The sequence below is a fragment of the Kitasatospora sp. NPDC059160 genome, from assembly GCF_042755465.1.
Taxonomy (GTDB): domain Bacteria; phylum Actinomycetota; class Actinomycetes; order Streptomycetales; family Streptomycetaceae; genus Kitasatospora.
The window spans coordinates 154,042-168,897 of record NZ_JBHZCN010000002.1 but is presented as its reverse complement, the minus strand read 5'-3'; the positions used below and the strand labels follow the sequence as shown (position 1 = coordinate 168,897).

The 14,856-nt window shown below is 73.8% G+C and carries 12 protein-coding genes and 1 pseudogene; 7 read left to right on the top strand and 6 right to left on the bottom strand.

The window, feature by feature from the left end; all coding sequences use genetic code 11:
• Positions 1–104: 104 nt before the first annotated feature.
• Positions 105–1,544 carry a sugar transferase gene (locus ACFXOZ_RS01795; RefSeq protein WP_380525012.1) on the bottom strand — a complete coding sequence of 480 codons (1,440 nt, stop codon included), beginning with the start codon at positions 1,542–1,544 and terminating at the stop codon, positions 105–107.
• 782 nt (positions 1,545–2,326) lie between these two features.
• Here ACFXOZ_RS01795 and ACFXOZ_RS01790 point away from each other — a divergent pair.
• A complete protein-coding gene (locus ACFXOZ_RS01790; protein ID WP_380586515.1) occupies positions 2,327–4,021 on the top strand; it encodes an FAD-binding oxidoreductase in 1,695 nt (564 codons plus the stop codon).
• 80 nt (positions 4,022–4,101) lie between these two features.
• Here the strand turns inward: ACFXOZ_RS01790 and ACFXOZ_RS01785 are convergent, their stop codons facing one another.
• The 4 genes from ACFXOZ_RS01785 to ACFXOZ_RS01770 all read right to left on the bottom strand — a co-directional run bounded on the left by ACFXOZ_RS01785 (position 4,102) and on the right by ACFXOZ_RS01770 (position 7,649).
• Positions 4,102–4,827 (bottom strand): hypothetical protein, encoded by a 726-nt coding sequence (locus ACFXOZ_RS01785; RefSeq protein ID WP_380586512.1) that lies wholly within the window; start codon positions 4,825–4,827, stop codon positions 4,102–4,104.
• 121 nt (positions 4,828–4,948) lie between these two features.
• Complete coding sequence (locus tag ACFXOZ_RS01780) at positions 4,949–5,536, bottom strand: cysteine dioxygenase (protein ID WP_380525008.1); 588 nt, start codon at positions 5,534–5,536, stop codon at positions 4,949–4,951.
• Between the two features lie 2 nt (positions 5,537–5,538).
• Positions 5,539–7,290, bottom strand: coding sequence for a cation acetate symporter (locus tag ACFXOZ_RS01775; protein ID WP_380586509.1), 1,752 nt, complete (start codon positions 7,288–7,290; stop codon positions 5,539–5,541).
• Positions 7,287–7,649 carry a DUF485 domain-containing protein gene (locus ACFXOZ_RS01770; RefSeq protein ID WP_380586506.1) on the bottom strand — a complete coding sequence of 121 codons (363 nt, stop codon included), beginning with the start codon at positions 7,647–7,649 and terminating at the stop codon, positions 7,287–7,289. The genes ACFXOZ_RS01775 and ACFXOZ_RS01770 overlap by 4 nt, the downstream gene beginning before the upstream one ends.
• Before the next feature lie 102 nt (positions 7,650–7,751).
• Between ACFXOZ_RS01770 and ACFXOZ_RS01765 the strand changes: the two are divergent.
• Both ACFXOZ_RS01765 and ACFXOZ_RS01760 read left to right on the top strand, forming a co-directional pair.
• A pseudogene (locus tag ACFXOZ_RS01765) lies at positions 7,752–7,814 on the top strand (hypothetical protein); the annotation flags it as partial.
• A gap of 175 nt (positions 7,815–7,989) precedes the next feature.
• Positions 7,990–8,670, top strand: coding sequence for a LysR family transcriptional regulator substrate-binding protein (locus ACFXOZ_RS01760; RefSeq protein WP_380586503.1), 681 nt, complete (start codon positions 7,990–7,992; stop codon positions 8,668–8,670).
• 42 nt (positions 8,671–8,712) lie between these two features.
• Here the strand turns inward: ACFXOZ_RS01760 and ACFXOZ_RS01755 are convergent, their stop codons facing one another.
• On the bottom strand, positions 8,713–9,780 hold the full coding sequence (locus ACFXOZ_RS01755) for a polyprenyl synthetase family protein (RefSeq protein ID WP_380586533.1): 1,068 nt from the start codon (positions 9,778–9,780) through the stop codon (positions 8,713–8,715).
• Positions 9,781–10,090: 310 nt separating this feature from the next.
• On the opposite strand from ACFXOZ_RS01755, the gene ACFXOZ_RS01750 reads away from it, so the two are divergent.
• The 4 genes from ACFXOZ_RS01750 (at position 10,091) to ACFXOZ_RS01735 (ending at position 14,825) form a co-directional block, all read left to right on the top strand.
• The gene (locus ACFXOZ_RS01750; protein ID WP_380586500.1) at positions 10,091–11,950 is read left to right on the top strand and encodes an alpha/beta hydrolase family protein; all 1,860 of its coding nucleotides are present in this window, start codon (positions 10,091–10,093) and stop codon (positions 11,948–11,950) included.
• Complete coding sequence (locus tag ACFXOZ_RS01745) at positions 11,947–12,108, top strand: hypothetical protein (RefSeq protein ID WP_380409779.1); 162 nt, start codon at positions 11,947–11,949, stop codon at positions 12,106–12,108. Before ACFXOZ_RS01750 ends, ACFXOZ_RS01745 begins: the two co-directional genes overlap by 4 nt.
• Before the next feature lie 112 nt (positions 12,109–12,220).
• On the top strand, positions 12,221–14,155 hold the full coding sequence (locus tag ACFXOZ_RS01740) for a RiPP maturation radical SAM C-methyltransferase (RefSeq protein WP_380586497.1): 1,935 nt from the start codon (positions 12,221–12,223) through the stop codon (positions 14,153–14,155).
• A complete protein-coding gene (locus tag ACFXOZ_RS01735; RefSeq protein ID WP_380586494.1) occupies positions 14,136–14,825 on the top strand; it encodes a DUF5825 family protein in 690 nt (229 codons plus the stop codon). The genes ACFXOZ_RS01740 and ACFXOZ_RS01735 overlap by 20 nt, the downstream gene beginning before the upstream one ends.
• Positions 14,826–14,856 lie beyond the last annotated feature (31 nt).

Sequence of the window (14,856 nt, the reverse complement as noted above, 5' to 3'; positions counted from 1 at the left end):
CGCGCCCGCTCTCGCTGACCAACACCACCCGGGCCCCCCCCGGGGCGCCCCCTCCGCGGCGCCCGGCCGCGCGTCGTCGCGACGCCGCCCCCCAGCAATGGCCATCAGTACGCCCCCTGCCCCTGGAGCACCGCACGCAGCGTCTTCCAGAGGATCACCGTGTCCAGGGCGAGCGACCAGTCCTCCACGTACCGCAGGTCCAGTCGGACCGCCTCCTCCCAGGGCAGGTCGCTGCGCCCGCTGATCTGCCACAGGCCGGTGAGCCCGGGCTTGACGAGCAGTCGCCGCCGGATGTCCGGGCCGTACGCGGCGGACTCCTCCGGCAGCGGCGGGCGCGGGCCGACCAGCGACATCGAGCCGGCCAGCACGTTGAGCAGCTGCGGCAGCTCGTCCAGCGAGTACCGGCGCAGCACTCCGCCGACCCTGGTCACCCGGGGGTCCCGGCGGAGCTTGAACAGCAGGCCGGCGCCCTCGTTGCGGTCGGCCAGCCCGGCCTTGGCCCGGTCGGCCCCGGCCACCATGGTGCGGAACTTGACCAGGGTGAACTGGCGGCCGTCCTTGCCGACCCGGTGCTGCCGGTAGAGCACCCCGCCGCGGCTGTCCAGCGCGACGAGCAGTCCGACGCACAGCATCAGCGGCGAGAGCAGCACCAGCAGGACCGCGGCGCCCAGCCGGTCGACGACCGCCTTGACCGCCCGGGGCCCGCCGGTGAAGGCGGGCATGCTGACCCGCAGCATCGGGATGCCGAGCACCGCGTCGACGTGCAGCCGCGGTCCGGCCACCTCCATCAGCACCGGCGCCACCACCATCTCGGCGTCGCCGCCCTCCAGGTTCCAGGCCAGCCGTTGCAGCCGGTCCGGCGACCAGTGCGGGTCCGGCGTGATCGCGACCACCCGGTAGCCGTCCCGCCGGACGTGGTTGGCGACGTCCGCCAGCCGGCCGACCACCGGCACGCCGTCCAGCCGGTCGCCGTCGGGGCCCAGCGCGTACGGCGTGCAGACCGCCTCCACCCGCCAGCCCAGGTGCGGGAACTTGCGGGTCCGGGCGATCAGGTCGCGCACGGTGGCCGGGCTCCCGGCGGCGAGCACCGGACGCAGGCACCGCCCCCGGTTGCGCTGCTCGTGCAGCCACAGCCGCAGCAGGTAGCGCTCCGTCATGGTGACGACCGTGATCGCCGGGATCGCGACGAAGATCCAGAGCCTGATGTTGTGCGAGGAGAGGGCGATCCCGCCGAGCGCCAGGACGACGGCGGCCGTGAACAGCGAACGGCCGAGTCGGCGGAATTCCTCCGCCCCCTGGCCGAGAACCGCCGGTGCCCACGCCCGGGTCGTCCCGAGCGCCCCCAGCACCAACAGTTCGGTGCCGAAGGCCAGAATTCCCCATTTCTCGTGCCAGTTGGCCGCGTCCCGGACCCCGAAGAAGCCGCCGATGGCCGCCACCACGAAGGCGGTGGCCACCGTATCGCTGATGATCACGGTACGGCGGTACTGCTGCTCCCAATCGCGCTCGGGCCGGCCGAATTTCCCGCTCCCCGGATGGCTCACCCGGGTCGGCGCGAACCGGCCGACTAATTCCCCCTCCTTCTGCTCGACCGCTCCTGCTCCCGCCCCCGCCAGGCCGTCAGTGGGTTCGACGTGCTCGCTCCACACGGTTCCTCCCCCCGGGAGGCGGCTGCCTCCCGCACCTGATTCCTCCCCCCGGGAGGCCCTGCCTCCCGTGTCGCGCCGTTCCTGGCCGCGCACGGCAACGCCGCCGGAAATGGCGGATCCGCCATTGCGGCGCTACGCGGACTTCCCACCGGGCACCGGCAGACCGGTACGTCCTGCCGAATTCCCGGAGTGCGCGGAAAAACGTCGACGGTTGCTCTCCACACTCAGAACCTCTGCTCGGGCGTCGAGAATGGGACACCCCCCGCCCGCCGCCGGAAAACGCGACTACCGGCGGTCCGCAACGACCGATCCGTAGATCATCACGTGTCACCCCTCACGCCCGATCGTGCGGCACGAAAATCAATGTAGAGCATCCGGGGCGCCCGATGAGGGGGATGTGTGAAACAGGTGCTCGAGATTTGAAATCATCCCCAACTACCGGTGCCCGGCAGGGGGTTGCCGGACACCCCGGACCCCTGCCGTGACCTGTGCCGACGTACCTGCGACGCACCCCCGGCGAGCCCCGGCGGGCCGCCCCGGACCGGGGGCCGGGCGGGCCCGCAGGCGCCACTTCCGGCCGTCCGGCCACACCCCTGGGCACGGGCCGGTGGGTACGGGCATGCTGAGGGGACGACCTGCCCGTGGGGCAATCCGGCTTCACCGTACGGGGGCTGACGATGAGTCACAGTGAGGAACCTGCCGCGCGGCCGACCCGCCGCACCCTGCTCACCACGGCCGGGGGCCTGGCCGCCGGACTCGCCGGGGCGGCCGCCACCGGCGCCGGGGCGACGGAGGCCGCGGCAGAACCGGCGGAGGCGGCCGCGGAGGCGGCCGCACGCCGGGGCCCGACACCCTTCGGCCCGGCCGCCGTGCACCCCGGCGACCCGCGCTACGAGAGCCTGGTGAAGGGCGACAACCAGCGCTTCGTCGGCCGCCCGGAGGAGATCCGGGTGGTCGGCAGCACCGAGCAGGTGGTGCAGGCCGTCCAGGACGCGGTCCGCGACGGCCGGCGGATCGGCGTGCGCAGCGGCGGCCACTGCTTCGAGGACTTCACCGCCGACCCGGCGATCCGGCTGCTGCTGGACCTCTCACCCCTGGACGCGGTGGGCTACGACCCCGTGCACCGGGCCTTCGAGGTGCAGCCGGGGGCCACCCTGGGCCGGGTGTACCGGACGCTGTTCAAGGGCTGGGGCGTCACCGTGCCGGCCGGCGGCTGCCCGGAGGTCGGCGCCGGCGGGCACCTGGTCGGCGGCGGGTACGGGCCGCTCTCCCGGCGCTACGGCTCGGTGGTGGACCACCTGTACGGCGTCGAGGTGGTGGTCGTCGACCGCGACGGCACCGCCCGCGCCGTGGTGGCCACCCGCGAGCCGGACGACCCGAACCGCGAACTGTGGTGGGCGCACACCGGCGGGGGCGGCGGCAACTTCGGCGTGGTCACCCGGTACTGGCTGCGCTCGCCGCGGGCCGACGCCGAGGCCCGCGCGGCGGCGCCCGACCCGTGCCGCCTGCTGCCACCGGCGCCCGCCGAGATGCTGGAGGCGCTGGTGGAGTGGACCTGGGACGAGGAGCGCACCACCGAGCGGGCGTTCACCACCCTGCTGCGCAACTTCTGCACCTGGCACGAACGCCACAGCGATCCTGGCGCGCCCGAGGCGGGCCTGTACGCCGTCCTGGAACTCACCCACCGCTCGGCGGCCAAGTTCTCCATGGTGGTCCAGATCGACGCCGGGCTCCCCGGCGCGGCCGACCTGGTCAAGGACTTCGTCGGCCAGGTGAACGCCGGCACCGGCCTGGACCTCGGCGGCGGCAGCGCGACCGTCCCCTGGCTCTACCCGATGACCTGGCCGGGCAACGGCGAGGCCGGCGACATCGTCACCCGCCGCTACAAGGGAAAGGCCGGCTACCTCAGACGCTCCTTCACCGACGACCAACTCTCAACGGTCTACCGCCACTTGACCAATGACACCGGCACTTCCGGGTGCGGCATGCTGGTGGTCGGCTACGGCGGCCAGGTCCGCGCGGTGGAGCCGGGCGCCACCGCGGTGGCCCAGCGCGACGTGGTGATGAAGGCCGTCTACCACAGCGTCTGGGCCGAGGAGAAGGACGACGACGCCCACCTGTCCTGGGTGCGCGCGCTCTACCGCGAGGTCTACCGGGACACCGGCGGCGTGCCCGTCCCCGGCGCGGTGAGCGACGGCTCGTACATCAACTACCCGGACGCCGACCTCGCCGACCCGGCCTGGAACACCTCCGGAGTCCCCTGGCACACCCTCTACTACCAGGGCGGCTACCCGCGCCTGCAACGGGCCAAGGCCCGCTGGGACCCGCGCAACGTGTTCCGGCACGCCCTCTCGGTGGAACTCCCGGAGTAGCCGGACTCGCGGAGTGGCCGGACTGGCGAAGTGGCCGGACTCCCGGAGCGGCCGTCGGGCCCGGCCGGAGCACGCCCCCGTCACGCGCTGGGCGGGTTCCGCGCCAGGTAGCGCAGGCCCTGCTTGAGGTAGGCCCGCGGGTTGGTGGTCAGGTGCCGGGCCCAGTCGGGCCCGGTCTCGCCGCGCCGGTGGGCGTAGCAGGCCAGCGCGTAGCCGAGCATCCGCTCGGACAGGTAGCCGAGCCGCGAGGACGACCAGCCGCGGTCGCTCCGGCGGAACTCGAAGGCGGAGTTGGCGGTGAAGACGCCGAGGCCGAAGTGCACCGTCAGCAGGTCGGTGAGCGGTTCGTGGTCGCGCCGGTCCCGGGAGATCCGCTGCTCGTCCAGGAGCCGGACGTGGCCCAACTCGTGGGCGACCGTGGCGACCAGGGCGACGGGACGGGCGGCCTGGCGCTGATCGACGGCGATCACCGGGCGCCCGTTCTCCCGCCGGTAGTGCCCGGCGGCGGAGCGGGAGCTGTGGTTGAGCCGGAGTTGGTCGACCATCGCCTGCTCGCCGTCGTCCGGCTCGATCTCGATGGTCAGCCGGTTGGGCGGCACGTCCAGGTAGCCGCAGATCTGGGCGATCACCCCCCGGATGTCCTCCGCGGACCCCCGGTACGGCCCGGGGAAGAAGTCCGCCGTCGGCAGCACCGGGGCACGGTCCAGCACCCCGCGGCCGAACTCGGCCGCCAGCCAGGCCATCGACTCCTCGATCCAGACCCGTTCGTCCGGCTCCACCGGACACTTCGGCGCGAACAACGCCATCACACCCCCCGCATGATCACGGACATGATGCACCAGGGTGGTGAACGGCGAGCGCCGGGGCCGTCCGGAGTGGACGGCCACCGGCGCACGGGCACGGGGTGGGTCAGGGGTGGCTCAGGGATCAGGGGGCGAGGACCTCCGGGCTCCGCCAACTCACCAGCCGGGCCCCGTCCGGTGGACGGTCCACGACCTCCTGTCCGAACACCCGGTTGATCGAGGTGCCCAGGTTCTGCGAGATGTCCGTGCCGTAGACGTGCAGGGAGACCGCGCGCCCGGTACCGGCGTTGGACACCCGGTGGATGTCCTCGTCGGGCGGCACCAGGAACTGCACCCGGCCGGGCGAGCAGGTCGTCCGGGCGTACGGCGCCAGCACCTTGCGGCCGGACCTGGGGAGCCGCCACAGCCGGAAGGCCTCGTCCACCTCGACGCCCTCCAGCACGCCCGACACGCACCAGGCGACGTGGTCGTGGATCGGGGTCGACTGCCCGGGCAGCCAGGTCAGGGCTACCACGGAGTGGGTGCGTTCGGCGTGCAGCAGCCGCTGGCTGTAGCCCCCGGTGTCACCGGCGCACAGGTCCTCGGGGACGATCAGCCCGGCGCGCAGGTACTTGCGCAGGGTGTCCGCGGTGAGCTCCGCGGTCAGCACGTCGGCGGCGGCGTAGCGCGCGAGGTCGGCGAGGAACTCGTCGAGGTTGGATCCGGTGGCCACGGCTACCTCCCCACCCCGGTGAGCGCACGGACCTCCAGCTCGGCGAAGCCGCGCCCGTCCGCGTCCTCGTCCCGGCGGCGGCGACCGCCGGCCAGCGAGCCGAGGACGGCGGCCGCGAACCCGATCGGGATGGAGAGGACGCCCGGGTTCTGCAGGGGCACCGGCGCCGCGGCGGTGCAGGAGATCAGCGCCGTGGCGTTGCCGACCCGCTGGTCCCCGGCGTCCACCCCGCAGTCCTTCGCCTGGGCGGCCGTCAGCTTCACGGCGGGGACGGTGCTGCTCGCGCCGCCCCAGCAGATCGGCGAGAGCAGCACCAGACCGATCGAGGCGACCAGCCCCGCGTAGATGCCGCACTTGGCGCCGAAGGTGGTGAAGCGCCTCCAGAACAGGGTCAGCAGGATCGCCGGCAGGTTGGCCGAGGCGGCGATGGCGAAGGCCAGGGCCACCAGGAACGCCACGTTGAGGTCCCTGGCGACGATCGACAGGGCGGCCGCGACCGCGCCGATCACCACGGCGGCGACCTTCGCGGTGACCAGTTCCTGCCGTTCGGTGGCCCGGCCCTTGCGGATCACGCTGGCGTACAGGTCATGGGCGAAGGAGGACGAGGAGGTCAGGGTGAGCCCGGCGACCACCGCGAGGATGGTGGCGAAGGCCACCGCCGCGATGAACGCCAGCATCAGGGAGCCCCCGGTGGTGCCCGCGCCCCCGCCGAGGTGCTCGGCCAGCAGGGTGGCGGCGGTGTTGCCGGACGGGTCCTTCGCCTTGATCGTCGCCGTGCCGACCAGCGCGGCCGCGCCGAAGCCGAGCACCAGGGTCATCAGGTAGAAGACCCCGATGATGCCGATCGCCCAGTTCACCGACTTCCGCGCGTCGCGGCCGGTCGGCACGGTGTAGAAGCGCACCAGCACGTGCGGCAGCGCCGCGGTGCCCAGCACCAGGGCCACGCCGAGGCTGACCAGGTCGAGCTTCGACCAGCCGTCCGTCGCCCCGTACTTGAGGCCGGGCCGCAGGAACGCCTCGCCCTTCTTCGACGCCGAGGCGGCGTCCCCCAGCAGGTGGCCGAGGTCGAAGCCGTACTTCGCCAGCACCCACACGGTCATCACGGCCGCGCCGGCGATCAGCAGCCCGGCCTTGACGATCTGCACCCAGGTGGTGCCCTTCATCCCGCCGACCACGACGTAGACGATCATCAGGGCGCCGACCCCGACGATGGTCCAGATCTGCGCGGAGGCGCCCTTGACGTCGAGCAGCTGGCCGACGATCGTCGCCGCGCCGACCATCTGCGCGATCAGGTAGAAGATCGACACCACGATGGTCGACACCCCGGCCGCGGTCCGCATCGGCCCGCTGCGCAGCCGCGCCGCCAGCACGTCCGCCATGGTGAACCGGCCGGTGTTGCGCAGCAGTTCGGCCACCATCAGCAGCGCGACCAGCCAGGCCACCAGGAAGCCGATGGAGTAGAGGAAGCCGTCGTACCCGGAGAGCGCGATGATCCCCGCGATGCCGAGGAAGGACGCCGCGGACAGGTAGTCGCCCGAGATCGCGATGCCGTTCTGCAGCGCGGAGAACTGGCCGCCGCCGGTGTAGAAGCCGCCGGTGCCCCGGGTGCTCCGCCGCGCCCAGAGGGTGATCACCAGGGTCACCGCCACCAGGGCGACGAACAGGCCGACGGTCAGGCCCTGGTGCGAGGCCTCCTGCGCCGTGGTGGTGGTGGCGGTGGGGGCGGCAGCGGCGAGGGGAAGGTGCTGTGTCATGCCAGGCTCCCCGTCGGCTCGTGCTCGTCGCCGGCCCGGGCGGCCGCCGTCCGGCGCAGCTCCTCGGCCAGCGGGTCCAGGCGCCGGGCGGCGAACCGGCCGTAGGCCAGGGCGATGCCGAAGGTGGAAGCGAACTGGAGCAGCCCGAAGACCAGCGCCACGTTGATGTTCCCGACGACCTCGGCCGCCATGAAGCCGCGGGCGTAGGCCGAGCAGAGCACGTACGCCAGGAACCAGAGCAGGAACGCCGCCGTCACCGGGAAGACGAACCTGCGGTACCTGGCGCGCAGGAGGGCGAAGCGCGGATCGTCGCCGATCCAGGGGGTGTCACCGCGCGACGGCGCGGCCGGGTCGATCATGGGAATCCTTCTGAGCGGTACGGAACGGGTCGAACGCGCCGACCGTAGGATCCCCCGGTAGACGAGCGATCAACGCGCGTCCGGCTCAGGGGGGATCCACCGGTGGACCTGCACACGCTCACCCAGTTCCTGGCGGTGGCGCGGCTGGAGCACCTGAGCCGGGCGGCACGGGAACTGCGCGTCGCCCAGCCGTCGTTGAGCCGCTCGGTCGCTGCTGGAGGCCGAACTGGGCACACCGCTGTTCGAACGGGGCGGGCGGCTGCGGCTGAACGAGGCCGGCCACCTGTTCCGCGGCTACGTCGAGCGCGCCCTCGGCGAACTGGAGGCGGGCCGGCGGGCCGTGGCCGAGGCGACCGGGGAGGGGCTGGGCACGGTCCGGCTCGCCTCGGAGACCTTCCTGGCCTTCAGCGGCCCGCTGGCGGCGTTCAAACGCGCGCACCCCGGCGTGGAGATCGAACTGCACCAGCTGACCGCCGTCGAGATGGCCCGGCAGCTGCGGGCCCAGGACGTCGACCTGGCCGTCGCCTCCCAGCCGATCGCCGTCGAGGGCCTGGAGTCGGTCCGGCTCCTCGACGAGGAGGTGGGACTGGCCGTGCCGCTCGGCCACCCCCTGGCCGGACGCGCCGCGGTGGGCGTCGAGGAACTCGCCGACCAGCCCTTCATCGCCGCCCGCCCCGGGCACTGGCAGCGCCGGCTGCTGGACCGCCTGTTCGCCGGACAGGGCCTGGTGCCCCGGATCGTCTGCGAGGGCGACGAGGCCGGCGCCATCGCCGAACTGATCAGCGCGGGCCTGGGCATCGGCCTGGTGCCCGCCCTCGCCCGGCGCACCGCTACCCGCCTCCCGCTGGCGTGGGTCGACGTCGACAGCCCCGACTGCCGCCGCGCCCTCACCCTGCACTGGCCCCGCGGCGGACGCCTGCCCACCGCCGCCCGGCTGCTGCGCGACGCCGTCGCGGACTGGGACTGGACGGCGGGCGAGGCCGGTGGGCCCGGGCTCCCGGGGGTTCCGGGGGTGTTCTGATCACGCCTGCGGGATGACGTTCCCGCGATCACGTTCCCGCGATCACGTTCCCGCGATCACGTTCGACAGCGGCAGGCCCTCGAAGAAGGCCACCGCCTCCTCCCGCCAGTACGGCCGCCAACCCTGGGCTTCCCTACGGGCCGCCTCCGCGCAGCGGCGCATGTCGGCGCGGAGCTTCCCGTCCACGCCCAGCAGCCGGGCCAGTTCGCGGACCCGCTCGACCGTGGCGGCCGGGCACTGCGGGTCGCCGAGCGCGGACTCCACCACGGCCCGCTGCCCCTCGTCCGCCGCGGCGAGCAGGGCGGTCACCGCGTAACTGCGGCGCCCCGCACGGAGGTCCGCGCCGGTCGACTTGCCAGTGGCGTCCTCCTCCCCGAACAGGTCGAGGTAGTCGTCGCGCAGCTGGCCGCCGATGCCGACCAGGGTCGCGTACCGGCGCAGCCGCGCGTCGTGGCGGGCCACGTCCTCGCCGGCGGCCAGCAGCCCCAGCCGCAGCGGGGCTAGCACGGAGTACCGGGTGGACTTGTACTCGCAGACGGTGTGCAGGAACTCCTCGTCCGGGAGCGGCCGGAAGTCGCGTTCGAGGTCCACGATCTGGCCGGCGACCGTCTCGGCACCCGCGTTCAACTGGACCTCCAGCAGCGCCTGGCGCAGCTCGGCGGGTACGTCCGCCTCCAGCAGGACCCGCATCGCGAGGAAGGCGGCGAGGTCCCCGGCCAGGACGGCCAGGCCGAGCGCGGTCCGCTCGGAGTCCGGGAACTCCCGGCGGTAGGCGTAGTAGGTGGAGGGTCCGCCGCGGCGTACGGCCGCGTCGTCGATGATGTCGTCGTGGACGAGCCCGTGCGTCTGGAGCAGTTCGATGCTCAGCGCGGCCTCGGCCAGGCCGGGCACCGGGTCGGTGGTCACGAGTCGCGCGGCCTCGTACAGCAGCGCGACCCGCAGGCGCTTGCCGCCGCGCAGCGAGAGCTCGCGCAGCAGCTCCAGGCAGCGCGGGGTGAAGCGGCTGAGCGGCGGGGTGTCGAGGCGCTGCGGCAGGGCGTCGAAGTAGGCCTCGAAGCGGAGGTCGAAGCGGCGCCGGTGTCCGGCGGCCCGTTCGCGGGCGGCTGCCATGATCGTCTCGTTCACGCCGCCCACCTTCGCATCCACCCGGGACCGCCCCCACCGCCGGGGTCGGCGCGGACCGGCATGCGGGCGGCCGACGGATTCATCTCAGCTGCGTTTCGGCCATCTGTGCGAAAGGTCTGGTCGTGACCGCGACACCCTCCTAGAGTGGCCGCGATCCTCCGCAAGTGACCGTTTCTTCACACTGGTTCACCTTGCCTTCACACCGGCGTGCCGGCTCCGGCACGTTCAGCGCGCTCCGTCCCACCGCTCCCACCGCTCCCACCGCTCCCGCCGTCGAACCGAAAGGGCCGGGTCCGTGACGCAGGCATTCCAGTCACCCGGCTTCGCCGCCCTGGCGGCCGACCGCGCGGTCGAGACGCGGCTCGTCGAGGAGCGCTGGCAGGCGGTCGCCTGGGACCGGCGGACGGACCGGCGCCGGGTGGTCACCGACCGGCCCGAAGGCGTCCACCTGAGCGAGATCGAACCGGACGGCGAGGCCATCTGGTGGTTCGACACCGACGGCGCCGGGGAGGGCCGGTGGTGGCGCGAGCCGTTCACGGGCGGTGCGCGCGGCCCGGCACTGCACGGCGTGCCGCCCGGCCGGGCCTACGGCGTGGCCTTCGACCGGACCGGCGCCCTCGCGGCGGTGGCCGTGGGGACCGGCGACGCCTCGCACTGCTACGTCGGCCCGCCCGCGGGCGAGGCCCGGCCGATCGGTTCGGCGCCGGGGTACCTGGGCCTGGCCGACCTGTCGCCGGACGGCCGGCTGCTCGCCCTCGCCGGACGCCCCGACGGTGACGACGCGGTACTCCTGTGGCCGACGGACAGCACGCCGCCCGGTGCACCGGACAGCGCACCGGAGGGTGCCACGCGGCTCGCCGGGAGCTCCCGACTGCGGCTCTGGCCGATCGAGTTCAACCCCCTCGCCGTCCACGAACTGGAGCTCCTCCTGGTGATCGAGGAGGACGAGCGGTACTCCGTCGCGACCTGGCGGGCGGCCTCGGGCCTGCGAAGACACCCGGAGCTGTCCTTCGACTCGCAGATCTCGGCCGGCTGGTACGGGGGGCCGCACGGGGTGCTGATCCAGCACGAGCGGGCCGGGCGGAGCCGACTGCTCCTCGCGGACCTCGGCCCGCCGGTGGAACCGTCCTCGCCCGCGCCCGCCCGGGAGATCGGCACACCCGGCGGCACCATCCACGACCTGTCCTGCGCCCCGGACGGCACCCTGCACTGCGTCTGGAGCCGGGAGTCGACCCCGCCCCGCCCCCTGGTCCTGCGCCCGGGCGCCGAGGAACCGCACCACCCCGCCCCGGACCACGCCCCGGAGCCCGCCGACGACACCCGCCGCAGCAGACGGTGGACGCCCCGGCCGTACGGGCGGATCCACAGCTTCGTCACCACCCCGGCCGGCCCCGGCCCGTGGCCGACCCTCTTCCTGGTCCACGGCGGCCCCGCCACCCACGACCGGGACTCCTACGACCCCCGGGTGAACGCCCTGGTGGGCCACGGCTACGCGGTGGTGCGCACCAACTACCGCGGCTCCACCGGCTACGGCCCCGGCTGGCAGCACGACTACGGCCACCGGGTCGGACTGGCCCAGATCGAGGACCTGGCCGCCGTCCGCGCCGAACTGGTCGCCGACGGTACGGCGCGCGCGGACCGCACCGGCCTCTGCGGATTCTCGTGGGGCGGCTACCTGACCCTCCTCGCGCTGGGCGCGCAGCCCGAGCTGTGGACGCTCGGCATGGCCGCCCAGCCGATCGCGGACTACCCCGCCACCTACCGCACCACCACCCCCGCCCTGCGCGAGGTCGACCGCCAGCTCTTCGGCGGGACCCCGGACGAGGTCCCCGAGCGCTACCGCGCGGCCGATCCGCGGTCGTACGTGCACCGGGTCCGCTCGCCCGTCCTGCTGGTCGCCTCGCGGACCGACGAGCGCTGCCCGCCCGAACAGGTCGCCGGGTACGCCGCGGACCTGCGCCGGCTGGCGGTGCCGCACGAACTGCTCTGGGTGGACGGCGGCCACTACAGCCGCCGGACCGCCGACCACCGATCGGTGCTGGAGGCCATGGTCCGCTTCGCCGGACTCGCCTGGCCGGCACCGCTCCCCCGGACACCCCGGGGCGGCCGCCCCGGGGCACCCACCGATCCGATGGAAGGAGGTGAACAGCCATGAAGCGACGCAGCATCCAGAACGACCCGATCGGCACCCCGGAGCGTGACCGGGGCGCCGTGGTGGTCCAGAACTTCTCGCTCGACATCACCAAGGCCGCAGCGGTCGCGCCTGCCCTCAAGGGGCAGCCGAAGCCGAAGCCGGAGACCAAGGTCAAGTGACCCACCGTCGTTCCGGGGCGCCCGCGGGTGCCCCGGAGCGACACCCCGCCGACCGTCCCCGTGGCCGCCCTCGACCACCCGCGACCGCCCTCGACCGACAGAAGTGGCCACCATGCGTATCGTCCTGCTGCACATGCCCTGGGGTGCGATCGACGTGCCCTCGCTGGCCCTCGGGATCCTGCACACGGCCGCCGCCAAGGCCGGGCACGAGACCGAAGTGCGGTACGCCAACCTGGACTTCGTGGACTGGGCCGCCGGGGCCGCCGGCCTCGGCGTGGACGACTACCAGTACTTCTCCGAGAAGTCGTACTTCCAGGGCGCGGGCGACTGGGCCTTCGCCGGCGCCCTGTACGGCGACGACGACGAGGATCCCGGCGGCGCCCACGACGGCTCCGCCGACTACTTCGCGTACCTGGCCGCCGCCGGTGCGAGCCCGCAGGAGATCGCCCTGACCCGGTCCGTCCGGGCCCTCGCCCCCGCGTTCATCACCAGGCTGGTCGACGAACTCGCCGCCGACCCACCGGACCTGGTCGGCTTCACCACCACCTTCCAGCAGAACACGGCCAGCCTCGCCGCCGCGAAACTGCTCAAGCAGCGCTGCCCGCAGGTGCGCACGGTCTTCGGCGGCGCGAACTGCGACGGTCCGCAGGGCGCCGCGCTGCACCGCAACTTCCCCTTCCTGGACTACGTGGTGCGCGGCGAGGGCGAGGCCGCCTTCCCGGCGCTGCTGGCGGGCGACGACCCCGCCACCGTCCCCGGCCTGTGCTGGCGCGACGCCGCCGGGAGGTCGACGGCCAACCCGATGGCCGAGCGGCCGCTGCCGCCCGCCGCGATCCTGACGCCGCGCTACGACGGCTTCTTCGAGCGGCTCGACACCTCCGTCGCGGCCGGCTGGGTCGACCCCAAGCTGGTCCTCGAAGGTTCCCGCGGCTGCTGGTGGGGCGAGAAGCACCACTGCACCTTCTGCGGGCTCAACGGGTCCTCGATGGCGTTCCGCTCCAAGCCGCCGGCCGACTTCCTCGCCGAGGTGCTCACCCTCGCCGAGCGCCACCAGCTGCTGGACGTCTACGTGGTCGACAACATCCTGGACATGGGCTACTTCGACACCGTCCTCAAGTCGCTGGCCGAGCTCCCGGTCGACCTGCGGCTGCACTTCGAGATCAAGGCCAACCTACGCCGCCACCAGTTCCAACTGCTCGGCGACTCGGGCGCGGCCCAGGTGCAGCCCGGCATCGAGAACCTGAGCACCCGGGTCCTGCGGATCATGGACAAGGGGGTGACCGGCTGCCAGAACGTCCGCGCGCTGCGGGACGCGCAGAGCGCCGGGGTCTCGGTGACCTGGAACTACCTCTACGGCTTCCCGGGCGAACAGCCGGAGGACTACGAGTCGGTGATCCGCCAACTACCGGTGCTGCACCACCTCGACCCGCCGACCGGGGCGGGCCGGATCGCCATCGAGCGGTTCAGCCCGTACTTCGACCGCCCCGAGCTGGGCTTCGCGATCACCCGGCCGGCCCTCCAGTACCGCGCGACCTACCGCCTCCCGGAGAGCGAACTCAACGAGCTGGCCTACGTGTTCAGCGCGCCGCCGCGCGGGATCGGCGGCGGCCTCGCGGAGCGGCTGGGCGCGGCGGTGGACACCTGGCTCGCGCGGTTCCCCGACAGCCGGCTCAGCTACCGGGACGCGGGCGCGCGGGTCGTGCTCGTCAACACCCGCCCCGGGTACGACTGGCGGGTGGTCGAGCTGACCGATCCCGTGGAGCTCGCCGTCTTCCGGCTGCTCGACCGGCCCCGGTCGGCCGCCGCGCTGGCCGCCAAGGTCCCCGGCGGCGCGGCGGCGGTCGAGCCGGTGCTGGAGCGCTTCACCGCGCTGGGCCTGCTGTTCCACGACGGCGACGGCTACCTCCAGGTCGCCGTCGAGTCCGACAACCAGGTGCTGATGCGGATGCGGCACCGGCACGGTCCCGAAGGCGCCGCCGGCCCCGACACCCCTGCCCGTCCCGGTACCCGCAGCGAGGAGGTGCCCGATGCCGTCGCGATCGGCTGAACCGACCGGGCGGCACGACGGTGCCGCCGCCTGGCGCGAGGCCGCGCCGGAGGTCGAGCTCTGGCTCGACTACGACCCCGCCGTACGGGAGTTGCCGGGCTTCGCACTCGGCCGCCGCACCCTGACCGGCCCGGCGCAGGCCGAGGTCACCGGACTGCACCGGGCCGGGGTCCGCTGCCTGCGGCTGACCGAGCCGGTGCGGTTGTGCGCGGACGCGCCGGCGGCCTCGGCCCGGGCGCTGATGCTGCTGCGCGAGGCGACCGGACAGGGGCTGGCCGTGCTCTGGCGGGCGGTCTGCCCGGACGGCTGCGCGGCGCAGCGCCGGTTCCACCACCTGTACCCGCCCGAGCAGTTGACCGGTGGCGGCGCACCGGACGTGCTCGCCGACTGGCGCGCCACCTACTTCCCGAGCAAGTGCGTGCTCCGGCGCGGCCCCGGCTTCGTCGAGGTGCGGGACCGCCGGTTCGGGACGCTGGAGCTGTTCACCATCGACGAGCCGGGCCACCTGGCACAGCTGGAGGCGCTGTCCGAGGGCGTCGAGGTCGACCGGCTGCCGGACGCCGTCCGCCGGGACTTCGCCGAGGCCGGTCTGATCGCCGAACAGGCCGGCCGCGCCTGGTTCCTGCCGATGCGGGTGCGCCGCTGGCCGTTCCCGTCGCTGACGGTCTGACGGCCTTCCCCGCGGCACGGCCGCCCAGCTG

Bases quoted from the DNA above. Each gene is read 5' to 3' on its own strand.
- ACFXOZ_RS01785 (WP_380586512.1), bottom strand. From the start codon at position 4,827: ATGGCGTTGTTCGCGCCGAAGTGTCCGGTGGAGCCGGACGAACGGGTC.
- ACFXOZ_RS01735 (WP_380586494.1), top strand. From the start codon at position 14,136: ATGCCGTCGCGATCGGCTGAACCGACCGGGCGGCACGACGGTGCCGCC.
- ACFXOZ_RS01790 (WP_380586515.1), top strand. From the start codon at position 2,327: ATGAGTCACAGTGAGGAACCTGCCGCGCGGCCGACCCGCCGCACCCTG.
- ACFXOZ_RS01740 (WP_380586497.1), top strand. From the start codon at position 12,221: ATGCGTATCGTCCTGCTGCACATGCCCTGGGGTGCGATCGACGTGCCC.
- ACFXOZ_RS01755 (WP_380586533.1), bottom strand. From the start codon at position 9,780: ATGGCAGCCGCCCGCGAACGGGCCGCCGGACACCGGCGCCGCTTCGAC.
- ACFXOZ_RS01775 (WP_380586509.1), bottom strand. From the start codon at position 7,290: ATGACACAGCACCTTCCCCTCGCCGCTGCCGCCCCCACCGCCACCACC.
- ACFXOZ_RS01770 (WP_380586506.1), bottom strand. From the start codon at position 7,649: ATGATCGACCCGGCCGCGCCGTCGCGCGGTGACACCCCCTGGATCGGC.
- ACFXOZ_RS01745 (WP_380409779.1), top strand. From the start codon at position 11,947: ATGAAGCGACGCAGCATCCAGAACGACCCGATCGGCACCCCGGAGCGT.